A 17,560-nucleotide genomic window follows, 5' to 3' on the forward strand; every position below is an offset into this window, starting at 1 on the left:
ACAGGTGGAGCAACCGCAGGCCCGTGTCCGCTGCGACGAGTCCGGGCCTGACGGTGGGGCTGATCGCGACCAGCGGCCGCGCGGGCGGCGCGGGCAACGGAGCAGTCCTCGTACCGCACGCTCGGCCCGGCTCGTCGATCGATGGTGAACACCGACACATCAAGGAGACGCAAGTGTGCGGATCATGCTCGTCGGAGGAGTCGCAGGTGAGCGCGGGCAGGGGCCTGTCCCGCCGCGGCCTGCTCGTGGGCGGTGCTGGCCTGGTGGCGACGGCTGCTGCCGTCGCCACCGCCGGCCCGGCTGCTGCGACGTCCCCTGCCGGCGGTCCGCACCCGAAGCGGGGAATGCGGGTCGTCACCCTCGGTACCCAAGGGGGGCCGCCCCCGACGGTCGAGCGGGCGGGCACGTCGAGCGTCGTGGTGGTGGACGGCAAGAACTACCTCGTGGACGCCGGGCGGGCTGCGGTGACGCAGTACGTCCGTGCCCGCCTCGACTTCGCCGACCTGTCGGCGATGTTCATCACCCACCTGCACGCCGACCACGTGGCGGACTACTTCAACTTCTTCCTGCTCGCCGGGAACTACTCACCGGAGCAGCACGATGCACTGGCCGGGCCGATCCCCGTGTACGGCCCGGGCGGAGCAGGCGGCCTGCCCCCGACGTTCGGGGGCGGCACGTCGCCGACGACCAGTCCCGAGGACCCGACGCCCGGCTTGCTCGCGCTCACCGACCACTCCGCGAAGGCGCTCGCGTACAGCACGAACGTGTTCATGCGTGACTCGGCGATCCGTGAGACCCGGTCGCTGGCCGACGTCCGGGAGATCGTGCTGCCCAGCGGCTCGGGCGCCAGCTCCACGAACACCGCTCCTCCCATGGCCCCGTTCGTGATCATGGAAGACGATCGGGTACGGGTCAGTGCCGTGCTCGTTCCGCATGGTCCCGTGTTCCCCGCGTTCGCCTACCGCTTCGAGAGCGATCACGGCGTCATCACGTTCTCGGGTGACACCACCTACAGCGAGAACCTGTTGAGGCTTGCCGAGGGTTCGGACATCCTGGTCCACGAGTCCATCAACATCCAGGGATGGAACGGGCCAGCGGCCCTGAAGGACCACCTCATCGAGTCGCACGTCGAGGTGCAGAAGGTCGGTGCCGTCGCTGAAGCGGCTGCTGCGAAGCACCTCGTCCTCAGCCACATCGGCGACCTGGCCACTGAGGTGGTGCACGTGCCGACGTGGCGGCGGTGGGCGCAGCAGGGGTACACGGGCACGGTCGACATCGCTACCGAGCTGCAGGCCTACCGCGTGCGGTGACGGTCCTCGGCCTGCGGGTCGATCGCCCGTCCGGAGCTTCGCCACGACGACCGTGTCGGCGGGGCGCCTCCTCGGACACGAGCGCGCCACCGCCGCCGGGACGTGGTCGACGTGCCTCCGCCGCGCGGTGGCCGTGCCATGTGCACCGGGCCGGCGGACCGGCACCGTCAGGTGACCCGCGCCTGACCCCGCCCGGGTCCGGCTCGACCCGGGAAGCTGGGACGGCGACTCGATCGAGGAGCGGTACCGCAGCCCGATCGAGATGGGCCGGGGCAGGAGCGTGACGTCGGCGACGGCCCCAGCTACCAGCCGTTCGAGTTCCCCCACCCGCCCTGCATCACGGCTGGGCAGTCCCGCCTGGGCAGACTGGATCCCCAAGGACGGCGATAAGGCGGGCCACTCGACCTTCCCGGCCGACAGCTACCACGTCCGCAAGGTGCTCACGCTGAGCTCCATCGACCCCCGCTGCAGCGAGCGGGGGACCGGGGTGACGCTGTTGTGGGGCGCACCCGGTCAACCGCAGGAGATCCGGGCGACCCCGCGTCGGGGAGCGCGTCCGGCTCCGCAGATCTCGGCGTCCGTCCGTGCCGCACCACCTGGTTCACGGGCACGACGCACGTCGTCCGTCGGACACGAGGGCCTCGGTCACCGGAGCACCGGCGGACGGAGCGCCGCGCTCCGGGCGGTCAGGCGTCTGCTGGTCGCGGCCACTGGCTGAACTGCTGGGCCGCCGCGTCGGCGAAACCGGCAGGCTCGCCAGCTTCCACGAGGGTGAGGGCGATCTCGCGCATCTCCGCTGTCCAGCGCCAGCCCTTGTGCGTCGCTGCATCGAGCGCGGCGGCGTACCGGGCTGCCAGATCGGGTTGCGAGCGGGCCCACTCGGCCACCAGCGCGTCCTCGACGCCGAGATCCTGGGCTGCACGCCGCAGGCTCACCAGCAGCGCCGCGGTGATCTTGGTCCACGCCGCATACGTCATCTTGAGCGCAGAGGCCGCCACGTCACCGCCCTCGAGTACGACGGTCTCGATCCGCGTGCCGGCGAAGACGTCGGCGACCGTGGTGGCGAGGCGACCGGACAGGTAGAGGCGCGACGTCCCGGCGAGCCGCGGCGGGGGACCGATGACCCCTCCGTCGACGTACTGCCCGCCCGCGTCCCGGATGACGGTGGCGACAGCGCCGGCCGTGGCGGGGCTGATGGCATTGGCATCCACGTACACGCCAGGGAAGCCGGCAACGGCCCGGGCAGTGTCGAGGGCTGCCGCCGGGGGGCAGATGGAGAAGACGAACTCTCGATCGTCGAGGTCCCGGAGCGGGTGCAAGCCGGCTTCCTCGGCACGTCGGCGGGTGCCGGGTCCACGGCCCGCGGGCAACCAGCCGACGTGGTGCCCCACATCGCTGAGCGCGCGGCCCACGGCCGCACCCATCTGTCCCGGATGGAGGATCGCGATGCGAGTCACGACGACCGCCTGCGCGGGGTCCGCGACTCCGGTGCGGTCCCGGGGCGCGTCGGCCCCGGCCAGGCGCACGGCCGACCGCAGCTCACCTGCTGGAACCCCTCAGGCACGGGCGGTCCTCGATCCAGTCGTGGTCATGGGGCGACCGTCCAGGTGGCACTAGCGGTTGGCAGTCTTGATCACCTTCGCGAAGTACGGCGTCGGGGCGACTGTCGCACGGATCTCCCGGAGCTGGTTGCGGCCGACGTTGTCGCGCTTGCTGCCGGGTTCGCCCCACAGCAGGGTCAGTTCCGTTCCGGGCTCGGCCAGCTCCTGGGAGATGATCCCGTGCGAGAGGACGTGGCCGGCGTTCGCGGAGAACGACATGTACTGGGAGAAGCCGATCGTCTCGCCACCGCTCTGGACGGCGTCCGCCGCCCAGGTCGAGTACATGGGCGAGGGCAGTGCGATGAACTGTGCAGGGAGCTTCGGGTCGAACAGTGCCGAATTGATCGCCGCTGCGACGTCCTCGTCGTTCCAGACGAGCGTGACCTTCGTCCGACGCTGGTTCTCCGCGCGCTCCACCAGGGCGCCACGACCGAGGAAGTCCCTGTCCCAGTCCACGAGCCGCTCGTATCCGGCCTCGATGGGGTCGACGTAGTAGTTCTCGATCCGGTCGCACGACAAGCTGCCGCCGAGTGACCCGAACGCCTCCAGGGAGAAGGCACTGACCCACTCCCGGTAGGGCCGCATCCGCTCGCCGTGGTAGATCGCCGGCAGCGGCAGGGGAAGCCAGCCCGATTCCTGGGCAGTGGTCGCGTAGGCGAGTGCTCCGACCTTGCGCAGGCCGTACTTCTCCCCAGCTGCCTGGAACGCCTCGCGCACCGCCTCCTGATCCGCCCAGGGGCCGTAGAGCTCGAAGCCCGGGGTGCCGGCCATGCCGTGCCGGAGGGCCCGGATGTCCTTCCCCGCGATCCGGACGTCGCCGACCGAGAAGAACCCGACCTCCGGCAGGGGACCTTCGACCACCTCGGTCACCAGCTCAAGCGCGCGCGGCCCCTGGACCTGGAAGCGGAACACGTCACGGGGAGCTTCGACGACCGACCAGTTGTGATCCAGCTCGGCGGTGACGCCGTGGCCGGAGTTCTCCGCGTGGTACTTCACCCAGTTGAGGGCGAAGGGTGCGCCGACGACGCGCAGGAAGTCGGCCTCCTCGTGGAAGAGGATCGCATCGCCGACGAGGTAGCCGTCGTGACTGGCCAGGACGATCTGCTTGGCCTTGCGGACGGGGAACGGATCGAACCTGTTCACCGCGATGGTGGACAGGAAAGGAACGATGTCCGTGCCGCGCAGGTGCAACTCGGACATGTGGTACGACTGCTCGAGGAGCGCGACCTCGTCCTTCCATGCCCGTACCTCGTCACGCCAGTTCGTGAACTCCGCCGGGATCCCGGGGAACACGTACGGACCGAGCTGGCCAGGTCCGCGCAGGAGCTCCACAGGGCCACCGGCCATCTGGAGCTTCTGCTCCAGGGTCTGGGGGATGTCGGCGGTGCCGGTCATGGTCGTCCTCTCTCGGGGTGCTGGGCATTGCCGTCTCGTTGCGGCCGGGATCGGAGAGCCTCACCGGGTGAGGCTCTCCGCCCGCTCGGGCGCGGGAGGCGCTGATCCCTCCGCCTCGTCGCCTCCCTGACGTCGGCCGAAGGGGAAGGCGCGGCGGATGGCGCCGGTGCGGGCAGACGGTTTCTCCCACTGGGAGAGCCCCACGGCAGCGAGGAGTGCGATGCCGTTGAACAGGTCGCTGATCCAGGGCGGCCCCCCGATCAGCTGGAGACCCTTGATGCCCGTGGCGAGCACGTAGACGGCGATCACCGTCCCCCACACGTTGAACCGGCCGCCCTTGAACTGCGTGGAGCCGAGGAACACCGCGGTCAGCGCGGGCAGCAGCAGGCCGGGTCCGACCGTCGGCTCGCCCGTGTTGAGTCTGGAGGTCAGCAGCACACCGGCCATCGCGGCGATCGCCCCACCCGCAACCAGGGCGCCGATGCGGAGGCGGACCACGTGCACGCCCGCGAGCCGGGCGCCGTCCGGGTTGTAGCCCGCGGCGTACATCCGGCGTCCCACCGGGGTGCGCTCGAGCACGTACCAGACGACGAACGCCAGCACGAGCATCACGTAGGCCGGCACCGTGATGCCGAGCAATCTGCTCGTCGCGATGCTCCGGAAGCCCTCCTGCAGCCCCACGACCTGCTGGCTGGAGGACATCCATGCCAGAGCCGCGAGCAGGATCGAGCTGAGCCCGAGGGTCGCGATGAACGAGTCGATGCGGCCCTTCGTGATGATGAGTCCCGAGACGAGGCCGACGAGGGCCCCCGCCAGCAGGGTGAGCGGGATGGCCATGGCGAACGGGATGCCGGCCTTGACCTGGAGCACCGCGACGAGGATGCCGGCGAAGCCCACCTCAGCGCCGATGGCGAGGTTGAACGAGCCCGTGACCAGCGGGATCATCACCCCGATCGCCGCGATGACGGTGATCGCCTGGGCGTCCAGGAGAGTGCGCCACACCCCCTCCTGCAAGAAGGTCTGCGGCGTCACGAGCGAGAACACCACGAAGATGAACACGAAGATGTAGATCGCGCTGATGTTCCGGAACGACAGCAACCGGAGCCGCTTCTGGTTGGTCGTCACCTCGCTGCTGCTCATGGGTGCTCCCCGTCTCTCATCGCCGGCGGCACGGTCGCCCGCGCCAGTCCGTAGCCCTGGAGCACCAGCTCCGACTCGGTCAACTGCTCGCCCGACAACTCGGCGACGATCTGCCCCTCGCGCATGACCAGCACGCGGTCGCACAGCCGGACCAGTTCCTTGGCGTCCGACGAGCACACCAGCACGGCCGTGCCGCGGGCCGCCGCCTGGTCGATCTCGGCGTACAGGGCCTGCTTGGCACCGATGTCGACGCCCTGCGTCGGTTCCTCCAGCAGCAGCACCCGCGGGTCGTTGCGCAGCCACTTGGCGAACACGATCTTCTGCTGGTTGCCGCCGCTGAACCGGGCGAACGCCTGCTCGGGTCGCGCCGGCCGGACGTCGTACCGATCGACCAGGGCGCGGGCGAGCCGCTGCTCCGCGGCGGAGCGGAGCGCGCCCCCGGGTCCCGTCAGGCTCCCCAGCTCGGGCAGGGTCATGTTCTCGCGCGCGTTCATCGCGCGGATCCCGCCGTAGCGAGCCCGGTCGCCGGCCACGAACGCCAGGCCGCGGCGGACGCTCTCCCGCGGGGTGCGGTCGGGATAGGACGTGCCCGACAGCCAGTAGTGGTCGGCGTCCGCCCTGGTGCCGCCGAACACGAGGGAGGGCAGCAGATCGCGACCCGATCCGAGGACCCCCGCGACACCGACGACCTCGCCCGCGCGCAGCTGGAGGTCGATGCCTCGCACGCCGGGCGCTCGCAGGCCGGCGATGTCGAGCACGATGTCGCCGGCGGGGGATCTGTCGACCGGGCTCTCCTCCTCGTGCGCGGCCGCCCCTGTCACCAGCTCGACGAGTGCGTCGTGGTCCAGCGAGACCGCGGCGACGTCGGAGACCTTGCGGCCGTCTCGGAGCACCACGACGCGGTCGGCGATGCCGAGGACCTCGTCCAGGCGGTGGGAGATGAAGACGACGCCCGCGCCCGCGTCGGCGACCCGGCGCACGGCGTTGACGAGGATCTCGACCTCGGTGGCGTGCAGGGCTTCGGTGGGCTCGTCGAGGATGAGCACGTTCCTCGCGTGCGTCCAGCCGTCCAGGGCGCGCGCGATCGCGATGATCGACCGCTGCGCCGGTGCGAGTCTGCTGATCGGCAGGTCGACGTCGAAGGCTTCCCCGAAGCGGGAGATGAGCTCGCGCGCCCGTTCCCGCTCATGACGCCGGCGCGTGGGCGCCAACCCACCCGGTGCACCGACCCCGAGGTTCTCGACCGCGGTGAACTCCGAGACGAGTCCCAGGTCCTGGTGGATGATGTGGAGTTCGGTCGCTTCGTCTCCTCCGCCGGCGAAGGAGACGGTGCCCTCGTCGGCGGTGTGGACACCGGCGAGGATCTTGACGAGCGTCGACTTCCCGGAGCCGTTGTGGCCGACGATCGCCACGATCTCGCCGCTGCGCACGTCGAGGGAGACGTCGTCGAGTGCGCGCAGTCCCGGGAAGTCCTTGACGATCCCGGTGGCTCGCATCAGCGGGTCCCCGCCCGCCTGGCCGGCGCCCCGGGCGGGCGCCGACGCAGGCGGCGTGGTCTCGACCATTCCTACTTCCCCCAGAGCGCGGCGAAGTCGTCCGCCATGCCGGGGTACGCGACGAACCCGTTCGGGTACTCGTCGGCGGTCGCGGGTGTGATCACCCGCGAGATCGCCTTGACCCAGGGAAGCCAGTCGCCGTACTCCACCTCGAGGCCCTGGTGCCGGCGCAGGCCCTCGTCGAGCATGAACCAGCTGTACTGGTTGTAGTCGACGGCGAGCCCCGCAGCCTGCAGGCCGGAGCCGATCTGTTCGATGTTCGGCGGCAGGGACGACTGACCCATGCCGGGCACGTCGAGGCCGGCCAGGTCCTGCTTGGCCTTCAACCCGATCTGCATCTGATCGGCCGAGGTGATGAAGAAGTCGGTCTCCGGGTGCGCCTGGAGGTCGCTCACGATCGCGTCCCCGGCGGTGGTGTCCATCGTCGCGACGGGGATGTCGACGACGCGGAGGGTGCAGTCGGGGCAGGTGTCCTCCAGGTAGGCCTCGGCGGCTTCGAGCTGCACCTGGGAGAACGAGAACTCGGGCACCCTGTAGAACACGAACTCGGTGCTGGTGCCGCACGTGAAGGTGATCGCTGCGGCGGCGAGCACCTCGCCGTTGACGAGGGAAGCGCCCCTGCCGGAGTGCGAGTCGAGCAGGCCGAACTGCTCAGCGTTGCTGTTGCCCGCGTACACGACGGTGGTGCCGGCCTCCTCGAGCGCTTCCAGGTGGTTCTGGAAGAACGTCGCGTCCACCGCCGGCGAGATGAGGATGTCCGGCGCGCTCTCCACGACCGAGCCGACCGCCGTGTTCACGCTCTGGGCGTCCAGGCCGGCATCGATCCGCTGGAGCTGCACCCCGGCGGTCTCAGCGGCCTGCTCGATGCCCGCGTAGATGATCGACCCGACGGCCGACCCGTTGTCGAGGACGGCCACGGTCGTGGACGGGTCGACCGGCTCGGGAAGCGGTTCCGTCTGCGGCAGCCCGGTCGACGCCTCCTCGAAGTAGGCGATGCGCTCGCTCGCTGTCTCGTAGTCGATGCCCTCGAGCGGCTCAGCGGCGCACTCGCCGTCCGCGTCCCGGTAGACGACATCTCCCGAACTGCCCTCGCTGCCGGCATCCCCGCCGTCCGAGCTGCATCCGGCGACGCCGAGCGTCGCCGCGGTCAGCGCGGCGAGGAGCGTGACGCGCGATCTGGCGTTCGTGCCCATGCGGTATCCCTTCTCATGGCAGCCGCCTGGGAGAAGGCAGGCGACGTTGCCTGGGTGGTGCGGACGGCGGAGCCTGAGGCGTCACTACAGCCTGCTCGGAATCCAGATACCGATTTGACTCCGTGTGCGGAGGAGTATCCTGAGTGGGTTCGGGCGTGTCAAGGGTCACAACCGTGGACGTTGCGCCCGGAACGTGATGGTCTGCATCGATCACTGCGAGGTGGTCCTGCGTACGGCTGGACGAGCCGCACGGGCGCGACGCGTCCTCGATCGCGGCACGGGGGCGCCCGCCACCGGAGTTCGGGGCGACCGCCCACGGCCCGGCCGGGCGGGACGCAGCCGGCGGCATCGTCGACCCGCATGCCGGCGAGGCCGGGCTCCCGGCGGTCGCCACTCCGTTCGGTGCCGACGTCGTCCCGTGGCACATGCCCTGCCCGTGCCGGCTGTGGCGGTCCCTGTCCGGCCCGGTGCGGCGGTTCGCCGCCCTGGTGGACGTCGCGATGCTCGCGCTCCACGCGCGCCAGGCGTCGACCACCCGTCCAGCCGGGAGGCTCTGGCCCGGTCCCTGGCGCCCCTCACCGCAGCGGCTCGAGGTCCGCCGAGCGCCGAGGCCGTCCCGGGTGACGGGACCGGTGCCCAGGGGGCCGCCGAGTTCATCGGGCGGGCCCGGCTCCACCCGTCGTCGACCGGCCGGAGCTCCGGCGGAGCAGTGTTCGCGCGCCTCGGGGCCGAACGGCCGTCCCCCGGCTCGAGCGCCGGGGGACGGCCGCTGGCGTCGGGCTACCGCTGGTCGCGCTTGATCACCTTGTCGAAGTACGGCGCGGGAGCCACGGTGACCCGGATCTCTCGGACCTGGTGGGCGTCGACGGTCCTCCGCTGGCTGTCGGGCTCTCCCCACAGCAGGGTCAGCTCGGTTCCCGGCTCGGCGAGGCTCGTGTCCACCAGCGCCTCGGAGATGACGTGCCCGGCGTTGGCCGAGTAGGCGGACCACTGGGAGACCCCGATGTTCCGGTCACCGTCGAGCACCGCGTCGGACTCGAACGTGGCGTACATCGGGGTGGGCAGGGTCAGGAAGCGGCCGGGCTCGTCGCCGAAGAGCGACGACGTGATGGTGGCGCTCACGTCGTCGTCGTTCCAGACCAGGGTCACCTTCCGGCGGCTCTGGTTGGCGGCCTTCTCCCGCAGGGCGTCGCGGCCGACGAAGTCGCGGTTCCAGTCGACCAGCCCGCCGTAGCCCACCTCGATCGGATCGACGTAGTAGTCGCGGATGTCGTCGGAGACCAGGCTGCCGCCCAGCGACCCGATCGTCTCGAGGAAGTAGGCGTTCAGCCACTCCCGGTAGGCCTTCATCTCGGTGCCGTGGTAGATCGCCGGCAGCGGCATGGGCATCCACCCGGACTCCTGCGCGGTGGTCGAGTACGCCAGGGCCCCGACCTTGCGCAGGCCGTACTGCTCGCCGGCCTTCTCCAGCGCCTCACGCACCGCCTGCTGGTCGTCCCACGGTCCGTAGATCTCGAAGCCCGGGGTGCCGGCCATCCCGTGGCGCAGTGCGCGGACGGTCTTCCCGGCGATGGTCATCTCGCCGACCGAGAAGAACTTGACCTCGGGCACCGAGCCGCCCGCGACCTCGCTGACGAGCGCCAGCGCCTGCGGACCCTGCACCTGGATGCGGAAGACGTCGCGCGGGTGGGGCTGGACCGACCAGTTGTCGTCCTTCTCCGCGGTGACGTCGAAGGGGGTGTCCTGTGCGTTGAACAGCAGCCAGTCGCTGGCGAAGGGTGCGCCCACGACCCGGAAGAACTCCTCGTCCTCGCGGAAGAGGATCGCGTCGGCGATCATGTTGCCGTCGTGGCCGGCCAGGACGATCTGCTTGGCCTTCTTGGCGGGGAAGGGGTCGAACTTGTTGATCGCGAACTGGGAGAGGAAGGGGATCACCTCCCGACCGCGCAGGTGGAGTTCGGTCATGTGGTAGCTCTGCTCGAGCAGTGCGACGCCCTCCTTCCACGCCCGCGCCTCGTCGCGCCAGTTGGTGAACTCCGCCGGGATCCCGGGGAAGACGTACGGGCCCAGGTCGGAGCTGCGGAGCAGCTTCACCGGACCTCCCGCCTGGTCCATGAGGGACTGGAGCGACAGTGGGGTTCCGCCAGTGTGAGTCATGAGAATCCTCCCCGGGCCACGTCGTCGTGGGCCCGATACGTGTGCCAGCCGCTGGAGTCCCGCCTGCCGTGACGGCTGTGACTGAAACCACAGATGCTGAACGGTATTGAAAATCTGATCGGTATGTCAAGGGTCATGGCGACGGCAGCGGGACGCAGTCCGCCCATCCGGTCGCGGCTGCAGTCCCACCCCTGCTGGCACCCCGCAGACGTCTCGCGCAGGTCGGCGCCCCGTCGCCCCTGACAGGCCGGCCGGTAGGGCCAGCACCACCCTCCAGCCCCCGGCGACGCGCGTCGTCGACGCGCTGGAGGAGCCCCACGCCGACAGCAGCGGGGCGGTCGTCGCACGTCGCTCAGTCGTACGGCACGTGGTCCACCTCCTCGCGGTCGCCGACAGCCGCGACGACCCGTACCGCGTCGGCCGAGCCGGCGACCTCGTGCACGCGAACGCCCCAGGCGCCCGCCCGGGCGGCCAGTACCGAGGTGGCCAGCGTGGCGGCGTCGCGACGCTGGGCGGGTGGCGCGACCCCGTCCTGCCCGGCGAGCACGGCGCCGAGGAAGCGCTTGCGGGAGGCCCCGACCAGGATCGGGAGGCCGAGAGCGGTGAGCTGGTCGAGGTTCCGCAGCAGGGTCAGGTCGTGCGGCGGCAGCTTGCCGAAGCCGAGGCCCGGGTCGAGGACGATCTGCTCGTCGGCGACGCCGGCCGACACGGCGTCGTCCACCCGCTGCACCAGCTCCCGCCGGACGTCGGCGACGACGTCGTCATAGCGCGCCGAGGAGTACATGTCCGCGCTGTGCCCCCGCCAGTGCGTGAGGACCCAGCCCACGCCGGTCCCGGCCACGACCGCAGCCATGTCCGGGTCGGCGAGGCCGCCGCTGACGTCGTTGACCAGGACGGCGCCGGCGTCGACGGCCGCGGCCGCGACCCGCGCCCGCGTGGTGTCGACGCTGACCGCGATCCCGGCGCGAGCCAGCTCGGCGATCACGGGGACGACGCGAGCGAGCTCCTCCTCGGCGTCGACGCGCGTCGCGCCGGGCCGGGTGGACTCCCCGCCCACGTCGACGTAGTCCGCCCCGGCTGCGGTCATCCGGTGGCCGTGGGCGATCGCCCGCGCGTGGTCGTCGTAGCGGCCACCGTCGGAGAACGAGTCGGGGGTCACGTTCAGGATGCCCATCACCAGGCACCGGTCCTGCCGAGGCACCGGTGGGGCAGGGGTGGCGGAGACGGTGGTCGACGTCATCGGAGTCCCTCGTCCAGCAGACTGCGTGCTTCTCCGGCCGTGACGACGCTGCCGGTCACCAGCACGGCAGCAGGACCGTCGTGATCGACGGCCCGCTCCCCGGCCCGGGCGAGCGCGCGAGGCAGGGCCCGCTCGACGACCACCCGGTCGGGACCCAGTTCCTCGGCGGCCAGGCGGCCCAGGTCCTCGGCTGCCATCCCGCGTGGGGAGGTGTTCTCGGTGACGATCACCTCCGCGGCTGTTCCGCGGAGGGCGCGCAGCATCCCCCGGACGTCCTTGTCCGCCAGGGCAGCGATCACCACGATCAGGTGCGGCGGGGGAGACAGCTCCCGGACGGCCGCTGCCGTCACCGCCATGCCCGCGGGGTTGTGCGAGGCGTCGACCCACACGTGCGGGGCCGTGCGAACCCGTTCCAGACGCCCCGGCGAGCGGACGGCTGCGAGCGCCGCACGCACGGTTCCGGTGTCCAGCTGCTGACCTCGGGAGGACAGGAACGCCTCAGCTGCGACGAGGGCGACAGCGGTGTTGCCCGCCTGGTGGCGGCCGAGGAGCGGCAGCCGCAGCCCCCGGTGCACGCCCTGCTGGACCCGGACGTCGAGCTCCTGCCCATCGGGGTCGGGGGTGCGCCGCACGACGCGCTCATCGACGCCGGCGTGCACCACGGTGGCGCCGATCGACGCCGCCCGTTCGAGCAGCACGGGCATCGCCGCGGCGGGCTGTTCGGCGAGCACGGCCACCGCCCCGGGTTTGATGATGCCCGCCTTCTCCGCCGCGATCGCGGCCTCGTCGGGCCCCAGGTGCTCGGTGTGGTCGAGCGAGATCGGGGTGACGACGGCGACCCGACCATCTGCGACGTTCGTCGCGTCCCACGCGCCACCCATGCCGACCTCGAGCACCACGACGTCCAGGCCGTCCTCGGCGAAGGCCTGGAAGGCCATGGCGGTGATCGCCTCGAAGAACGACAGCGGCGTGGTGCTGGAGCCGTCCACGTCGCCGAAGGCCGGCTCCAACCGGCGATGGACGTCGACGAACCGGCCGGCGTCGATCGGCCGGCCGGCCAGCACGATCCGCTCGCGGACGGACTGCAGGTGAGGGCTGGTGTAGCGCCCCACGCGCAGTCCACCGGCGCGGAGCAGGTCGTCGATGATCCGCGCAGTGCTCGTCTTGCCGTTCGTCCCGGTCACGTGGATCACCGGCACCTCGTCCTGGGGATCCCCGACAGCGCGCATGACGGCGCGCATCCGCTCCAGCGACGGCTCGAGCCGGCTCTCGGGCCACCGCCGCAGGAGCGCGCGCTCGACGTCGGGTGCGGACTGGGGGCGGGGTGACGGGACGGTCATCGCCTGACCGGCTCTGCGTGTGGACGCACGCCGTGGGGGGCGCGTGGACCGGATGCGCCGAGGAGGGGTGCCGCGCGCCAGCCGCGCTCGTCGAGGTGCCACGCCGTCAGGACGCGGTGGGGTGACGGGAACCGGAGCGCCTCGCCGGTGTCCAGGTCGTCGAAGCGGGCCCACGGTCGGGCGGTGGTCATCGCCGTCCGGTGCTCTGCTGGACCCTGGCGGCGGTGAGGGTGTTGGCCAGCAGCATGGCGATCGTCATCGGGCCGACACCGCCGGGGACGGGGGTGATCGTGCCGGCCACCTCGGCGACGGCGTCGTACTGGACGTCACCGGTGAGGCCGTGCTCGCCGCGGTGGATACCCACGTCGATGACGGTGGCGCCCGGCTTCACCGCGTCGGCGCCCACGAGGGAGGGGATGCCGGCGGCGACCACGAGGACGTCGGCGCGGCGGCACTCGGCGGCCAGGTCGCGGGTGCGGGAGTGGCAGATGGTCACCGTGGCGTTGCGCTCGAGCAGCAGCTGGGCCATCGGCTTGCCGACGAGCACCGAGCGGCCGATCACCACCGCGTGCGCCCCGGACAGCGGCACGCCGTGGCGGTCCAGCAGCTCGATCACCCCGGACGGGGTGCACGGGCGCAGGCCGGGCCGCCCTTGCGCCAGCAGACCGGCGTTGGCGGTGGTGAGCCCGTCGACGTCCTTCTCCGCCGGGATGCGGGTGAGCAGTGCCTCGGCGTCCAGGTGCCCGGGCGTGGGGAGCTGCAGCAGGATCCCGGAGACGGCCGGATCAGCAGCCAGCTCGTCGAGCAGCGCTGCCGCCTCGTGCTGGGGGACGTCCCCGGGCAGGTGCCGGTGCAGATCGACCATGCCGGCGGCGACGCAGGCGCGGCGCTTGCTGCGGACGTAGACCTCGCTGGCGGGGTCGTCGCCGATGAGCACGGTGGCCAGACCGGGGGCGGTGCCGCCGGCGGCGACCAGCTCGGCCACGCCCTTCGCCACCTCCTCGCGGACCTGCTGCGCGACGGCCCTGCCGTCGATGATCTCTGCGGTCACGACGAGCTCCTCAGAAGACGATCGTGGTGTTGCCGTGGACGGCGACGCGGTCCTCCAGGTGCCAGCGCACCGCGCGGGAGAGGACGGCGCGCTCGACGTCGGCACCCATCCGGACCAGGTCGGGGGTGTCCTGCCGGTGGTCCACCCGGACGACGTCCTGCTCGATGATCGGGCCCTCGTCGAGGTCGGCGGTCACGTAGTGGGCGGTGGCGCCGATGAGCTTCACGCCGCGTTCCCTGGCCTTGGCGTAGGGCCCGGCACCGATGAAGGCGGGCAGGAACGAGTGGTGGATGTTGATCAGCGGCGCGCCGACGCCCTCCAGGAAGGTCGGGGTGATGATCTGCATGTAGCGGGCCAGGACCACCAGGTCGACGTTGCCCCGCAGCAGGTCCAGGATCCGGGCCTCGGCCTCGGCCCGGTTGTCCCTGGTGGCCGGCACGTGGAAGAACGGCACGCCGAAGGAGCGGACGTCGGTGGCCAGGTCGGGGTGGTTGCTGATCACCATGACCACGTTCATGTCCAGCTCGCCGCGGCGGTTGCGCCACAGCAGGTCCAGCACGCAGTGGTCGGTCTTGGAGACCATGATCGCCACCCGCTTGGGCTTCCTGGCCTCGGTGAGGGTGAACTGCATGTCGAACTCGTCGGCCACGGTGGCGGCGAAGGAGCGCTCGAGCTCCTCGCGGGTGGCGGTGAGCCCGGGCAGGTGGAACTCGGTCCGCTGGAAGAACGTCCCACCTCCCTCGGCGGTGGAGAACTGGTCGAGGGTGACGATGTTGGCCCCCGCCCCGGCCAGGAACGTGCCGATCGCCGAGACGATCCCGGGCCGGTCAGCGCAGTGGATGAGCAACCGGCCGTGGTCGCCGTCATGGGCGCTGCTGACCGTGCTCGGCAGCGAGGGGGTGGACGGGCCGGCCGTCGTGGGGGGTGCGGTGGTCATGACGTCTCCGTGGGGGACTCCCGGCGAGCGCCGGGCGGGCGAGCGAGGGGCTGGGCCGGCCGGCTCCCGCTGTGTGGGAGCCGGCCGGGCTCCGGGGGCCGGTGAACCTCAGGACAGGTTCTGCAGCGTGCGCGTGCGCCAGGCCTCGGTGGGCTCGAGGTCGTTGAAGGTGAAGACGTGGAAGCCCGCGATGGCGTTGTCCGGCTTGCCGATGTGCGGCGCCAGGCCTCGGATGATCGTGTCCGGGCTGTAGCCACCTGGCACGAAGAAGCGCCAGAACAGGTTCTGCTGCTTCTTCAGGAACTTCGCGGACTCGCCGATGCCCAGGCCGCCGGAGACCCGCAGCAGCTTCTGCCGGGTCACCGCTCCCGGGACGCCGACGTGCACCGGCAGGTCGATGCGCCGCCGCTTGAGCTCCCGGGCCCAGGCGAGGATGACCTTCGGGTCGAAGACGATCTGCGTCTTGATGTGGGTGGCCATCGACGCCTTGTCCTCGAGCGCCTGGAACAGCACGTCCGGCCCGACCTCGGGGTGCCCCTCGGGATGGCCACCGATGCCGATCTCGGTGAACCCGTGGTCCAGCTCGTGCAGCGCGCGCAGCAGGGAGAGCGCGTCCGTGAACTGGGTGGGGGTGTCGGCACGGTCCCCGCCGACGACGAAGACGTCGGTGATGCCGGCTTCGCGGCAGCGCGCCACGACGTCGGCCAGGTGGGCCCGATCGCGTACCTGCTGGGCGGACAGGTGCGGGGCCACGGTGTAGCCGTGGCCGACGAGCGACACGGCCAGCTCGACCGTCGCGTCCTGGCCCTTGGCGGGCGAGGCGGTGACGGTGAGCGGCACCTCCCTCGGCACGTTGGCGAGGACGGACTCCTCGGTCTTCTTGAAGGGGATCACCTCGTACCCCATCGCCTGGAAGACCTGCTTCAGCGAGGCCCGGAACACGGGGTCCCGGACGGAGAGGGCGCGGCTCATCTGGTCGGTGCTCCTTCGAGGGATCGGTGCAGGGCGGCCGCAACGGCGCGGCGGTGGGCTGGGCGGTGGGCTGGGCGGTGGGCGCGGTCGGCCCGGCGGACCGGTGATCAGGGACCCGGGCGGGACGGCGTCCTCGCCCAGCACAGCCAGGCCGTGCGCCGCTGCGGCTGGTCGGCGCGGCACGGGACGGCCGGGACCGTGGCCGTGCGGTGGACGGGGGCTCGTCCCGCCCACCGCGCGGCGGGTGAGCTCAGCCCAGCCCGGCGTTGGAGCGGTACTCCGCGCGGGCCTTCGCGACCAGCGGCGCGGGCTGGACCGTTGCGCGGATCTTGACCTGCACGTGGTCCTCGACCGCGGGCTTGGACGACGGCGTCGGCTCGCCCCACACGACGGTCACCTCGGTGCCCGGCTCCGCGACCGACGCGTCGACCACGGCGACGGACAGGACCGACCGCTCGTTGGCGGAGTAGCCGGTGTGCGTCGAGCGCCCGATCAGGGCGCCGCTGGAGTTCTCGACCCGGTCGTAGTGGTAGGTCGCGAAGTGCGCGATCGGCAGGTTGAAGAACTTCGCGCCCACCCCGTCGTGGAACAGCGAACCGAAGGCCTTCTCGACGTCGTCGCCGTTCCAGACGAGCGTCACCTTCCGGTTGGCCTCGGCGCGACCGCTCGCCACCTGCTGCTCGAGCGCGGAGCGGCCGATGAAGTCGTGGTCGAACTTGGTGATCCGGCCGTAGCCGACGTCGTAGGGGGAGAAGTAGTAGTCCTCGAGCTCCTCCGAGTACAGGCTCCCGCCCAGGGACACCGTCGCATCGATCTCGTCGGCGGCGAGCCACTGGCGGAACCCGGCGGTGCTGGCGCCGGAGTAGAACGCCGGCAGCGGACGGGGCAGCCACCCGGACTCGAGGCTGTTCGTCAGGTAGGCCCGCCCGCCGACCTTGACCATGCCGTGCTTCTCGCCGGCGGCCACGAGGGCGTCGACGACGGCGTCCCGGTCCTCCCACGGGCCGACGAACTCGAAGCCGGGCTCGGCAGCCATGCCGTGCCGGAGGGCGCGCACCGTCTTCCCCGCGATGGTGAAGCGCGCGCCGTGGAAGAACTTGACCGTGGGGGGCTCGTCGCCGAGCGCGTCCCTGATCACGTCGATCGCGCCGGGTCCCTGGACCTCGTAGCGGTAGACCTTGGGGTTGCCCGCGCGGGCGTAGGAAGGGTTGTCCCGCCAGATCTCGACGTCGTAACCGCCGGTCTCCGCGTGGTACTGCAGCCAGTTGATCGAGGGCGGGATGCCGACGGCCTGGAACTCGTCCTCCTCGTTCCGGAAGAGGATGTTGTCCCCGATCAGGTGGCCCTCCTCGGTCGCTGCGACGTACTGCTTCGCGGCGTCCACCGGGAAGTACTCGACGCTGTTGACCGCGGTGTCGCGGATCAGCTTGAGCGCGTCGGGGCCCTTGATGTTCAGGTCGGCCATGTGGTGCGACTGGTCGAACAGCACCGACGTGCGCCGCCAGGCCAGCTGCTCGTCGCGCCAGTTCGTGAACTCCGGGGTCACCGGGGTGCTGACGATCGGCGGTGACTGCGACTCCCAGAGCAGGGTGTGCGCGCTGCCGGCCTCGGTGATGGCGTCTTCCAGATTGCGGGCCATGATCAGGTGCTCCTTCGAACCGTGGGGGT

General features: G+C 71.4%; 13 protein-coding genes. 1 reads left to right on the forward strand and 12 read right to left on the reverse strand.

Going from position 1 to position 17,560, the window contains the following annotated elements; all coding sequences use genetic code 11:
• The first annotated feature begins 23 nt into the window (after positions 1-23).
• Positions 24-1,310, forward strand: a complete 1,287-nt coding sequence (locus tag JD78_RS06055; RefSeq protein WP_208103997.1) for an MBL fold metallo-hydrolase — start codon at positions 24-26, stop codon at positions 1,308-1,310.
• 686 nt (positions 1,311-1,996) lie between these two features.
• Here the strand turns inward: JD78_RS06055 and JD78_RS06060 are convergent.
• From JD78_RS06060 to JD78_RS06115, 12 genes are all read right to left on the reverse strand, one after another.
• Positions 1,997-2,767, reverse strand: a complete 771-nt coding sequence (locus tag JD78_RS06060; protein WP_153360978.1) for an NAD(P)-dependent oxidoreductase — start codon at positions 2,765-2,767, stop codon at positions 1,997-1,999.
• A gap of 156 nt (positions 2,768-2,923) precedes the next feature.
• On the reverse strand, positions 2,924-4,306 hold the full coding sequence (locus JD78_RS06065; RefSeq protein WP_153360928.1) for an aminomethyltransferase family protein: 1,383 nt from the start codon (positions 4,304-4,306) through the stop codon (positions 2,924-2,926).
• A 60-nt stretch (positions 4,307-4,366) separates the two neighbouring features.
• A complete protein-coding gene (locus JD78_RS06070; RefSeq protein ID WP_153360929.1) occupies positions 4,367-5,446 on the reverse strand; it encodes an ABC transporter permease in 1,080 nt (359 codons plus the stop codon).
• Positions 5,443-6,942: a sugar ABC transporter ATP-binding protein gene (locus JD78_RS06075; RefSeq protein WP_166521029.1), complete on the reverse strand. Its 1,500-nt coding sequence runs from the start codon at positions 6,940-6,942 to the stop codon at positions 5,443-5,445. Before JD78_RS06075 ends, JD78_RS06070 begins: the two co-directional genes overlap by 4 nt.
• Before the next feature lie 71 nt (positions 6,943-7,013).
• A complete protein-coding gene (locus JD78_RS06080; RefSeq protein ID WP_153360931.1) occupies positions 7,014-8,195 on the reverse strand; it encodes a sugar ABC transporter substrate-binding protein in 1,182 nt (393 codons plus the stop codon).
• 780 nt (positions 8,196-8,975) lie between these two features.
• Positions 8,976-10,289 carry an aminomethyltransferase family protein gene (locus tag JD78_RS06085; RefSeq protein ID WP_208103998.1) on the reverse strand — a complete coding sequence of 438 codons (1,314 nt, stop codon included), beginning with the start codon at positions 10,287-10,289 and terminating at the stop codon, positions 8,976-8,978.
• A gap of 415 nt (positions 10,290-10,704) precedes the next feature.
• Positions 10,705-11,592 (reverse strand): dihydropteroate synthase, encoded by an 888-nt coding sequence (gene folP / locus JD78_RS06090; protein WP_228395211.1) that lies wholly within the window; start codon positions 11,590-11,592, stop codon positions 10,705-10,707.
• Complete coding sequence (locus JD78_RS06095; protein ID WP_153360933.1) at positions 11,589-12,932, reverse strand: bifunctional folylpolyglutamate synthase/dihydrofolate synthase; 1,344 nt, start codon at positions 12,930-12,932, stop codon at positions 11,589-11,591. The genes folP and JD78_RS06095 overlap by 4 nt, the downstream gene beginning before the upstream one ends.
• Positions 12,933-13,119: 187 nt before the next feature.
• Positions 13,120-13,983: a bifunctional methylenetetrahydrofolate dehydrogenase/methenyltetrahydrofolate cyclohydrolase FolD gene (gene folD / locus JD78_RS06100; protein ID WP_153360934.1), complete on the reverse strand. Its 864-nt coding sequence runs from the start codon at positions 13,981-13,983 to the stop codon at positions 13,120-13,122.
• A gap of 10 nt (positions 13,984-13,993) precedes the next feature.
• Positions 13,994-14,920, reverse strand: coding sequence for a formyltetrahydrofolate deformylase (purU, locus tag JD78_RS06105; protein WP_153360935.1), 927 nt, complete (start codon positions 14,918-14,920; stop codon positions 13,994-13,996).
• Positions 14,921-15,028: 108 nt separating this feature from the next.
• Complete coding sequence (locus JD78_RS06110; RefSeq protein WP_153360936.1) at positions 15,029-15,892, reverse strand: methylenetetrahydrofolate reductase; 864 nt, start codon at positions 15,890-15,892, stop codon at positions 15,029-15,031.
• Between the two features lie 250 nt (positions 15,893-16,142).
• The gene (locus tag JD78_RS06115) at positions 16,143-17,531 is read right to left on the reverse strand and encodes an aminomethyl transferase family protein (RefSeq protein ID WP_228395212.1); all 1,389 of its coding nucleotides are present in this window, start codon (positions 17,529-17,531) and stop codon (positions 16,143-16,145) included.
• Positions 17,532-17,560: the final 29 nt, after the last annotated feature.

It is taken from the genome of Modestobacter roseus (genome assembly GCF_007994135.1).
In the GTDB taxonomy this organism is placed as follows: Bacteria; Actinomycetota; Actinomycetes; order Mycobacteriales; family Geodermatophilaceae; genus Modestobacter; species Modestobacter roseus.

Coding starts and splice junctions, on each gene's coding strand:
- JD78_RS06095 (WP_153360933.1), bottom strand. CDS start 12,932: ATGACCGTCCCGTCACCCCGCCCCCAGTCCGCACCCGACGTCGAGCGC.
- purU (WP_153360935.1), bottom strand. CDS start 14,920: ATGACCACCGCACCCCCCACGACGGCCGGCCCGTCCACCCCCTCGCTG.
- JD78_RS06065 (WP_153360928.1), bottom strand. CDS start 4,306: ATGACCGGCACCGCCGACATCCCCCAGACCCTGGAGCAGAAGCTCCAG.
- JD78_RS06115 (WP_228395212.1), bottom strand. CDS start 17,531: ATGGCCCGCAATCTGGAAGACGCCATCACCGAGGCCGGCAGCGCGCAC.
- folP (WP_228395211.1), bottom strand. CDS start 11,592: ATGACGTCGACCACCGTCTCCGCCACCCCTGCCCCACCGGTGCCTCGG.
- JD78_RS06080 (WP_153360931.1), bottom strand. CDS start 8,195: ATGGGCACGAACGCCAGATCGCGCGTCACGCTCCTCGCCGCGCTGACC.
- JD78_RS06110 (WP_153360936.1), bottom strand. CDS start 15,892: ATGAGCCGCGCCCTCTCCGTCCGGGACCCCGTGTTCCGGGCCTCGCTG.
- JD78_RS06075 (WP_166521029.1), bottom strand. CDS start 6,942: ATGCGAGCCACCGGGATCGTCAAGGACTTCCCGGGACTGCGCGCACTC.
- JD78_RS06070 (WP_153360929.1), bottom strand. CDS start 5,446: ATGAGCAGCAGCGAGGTGACGACCAACCAGAAGCGGCTCCGGTTGCTG.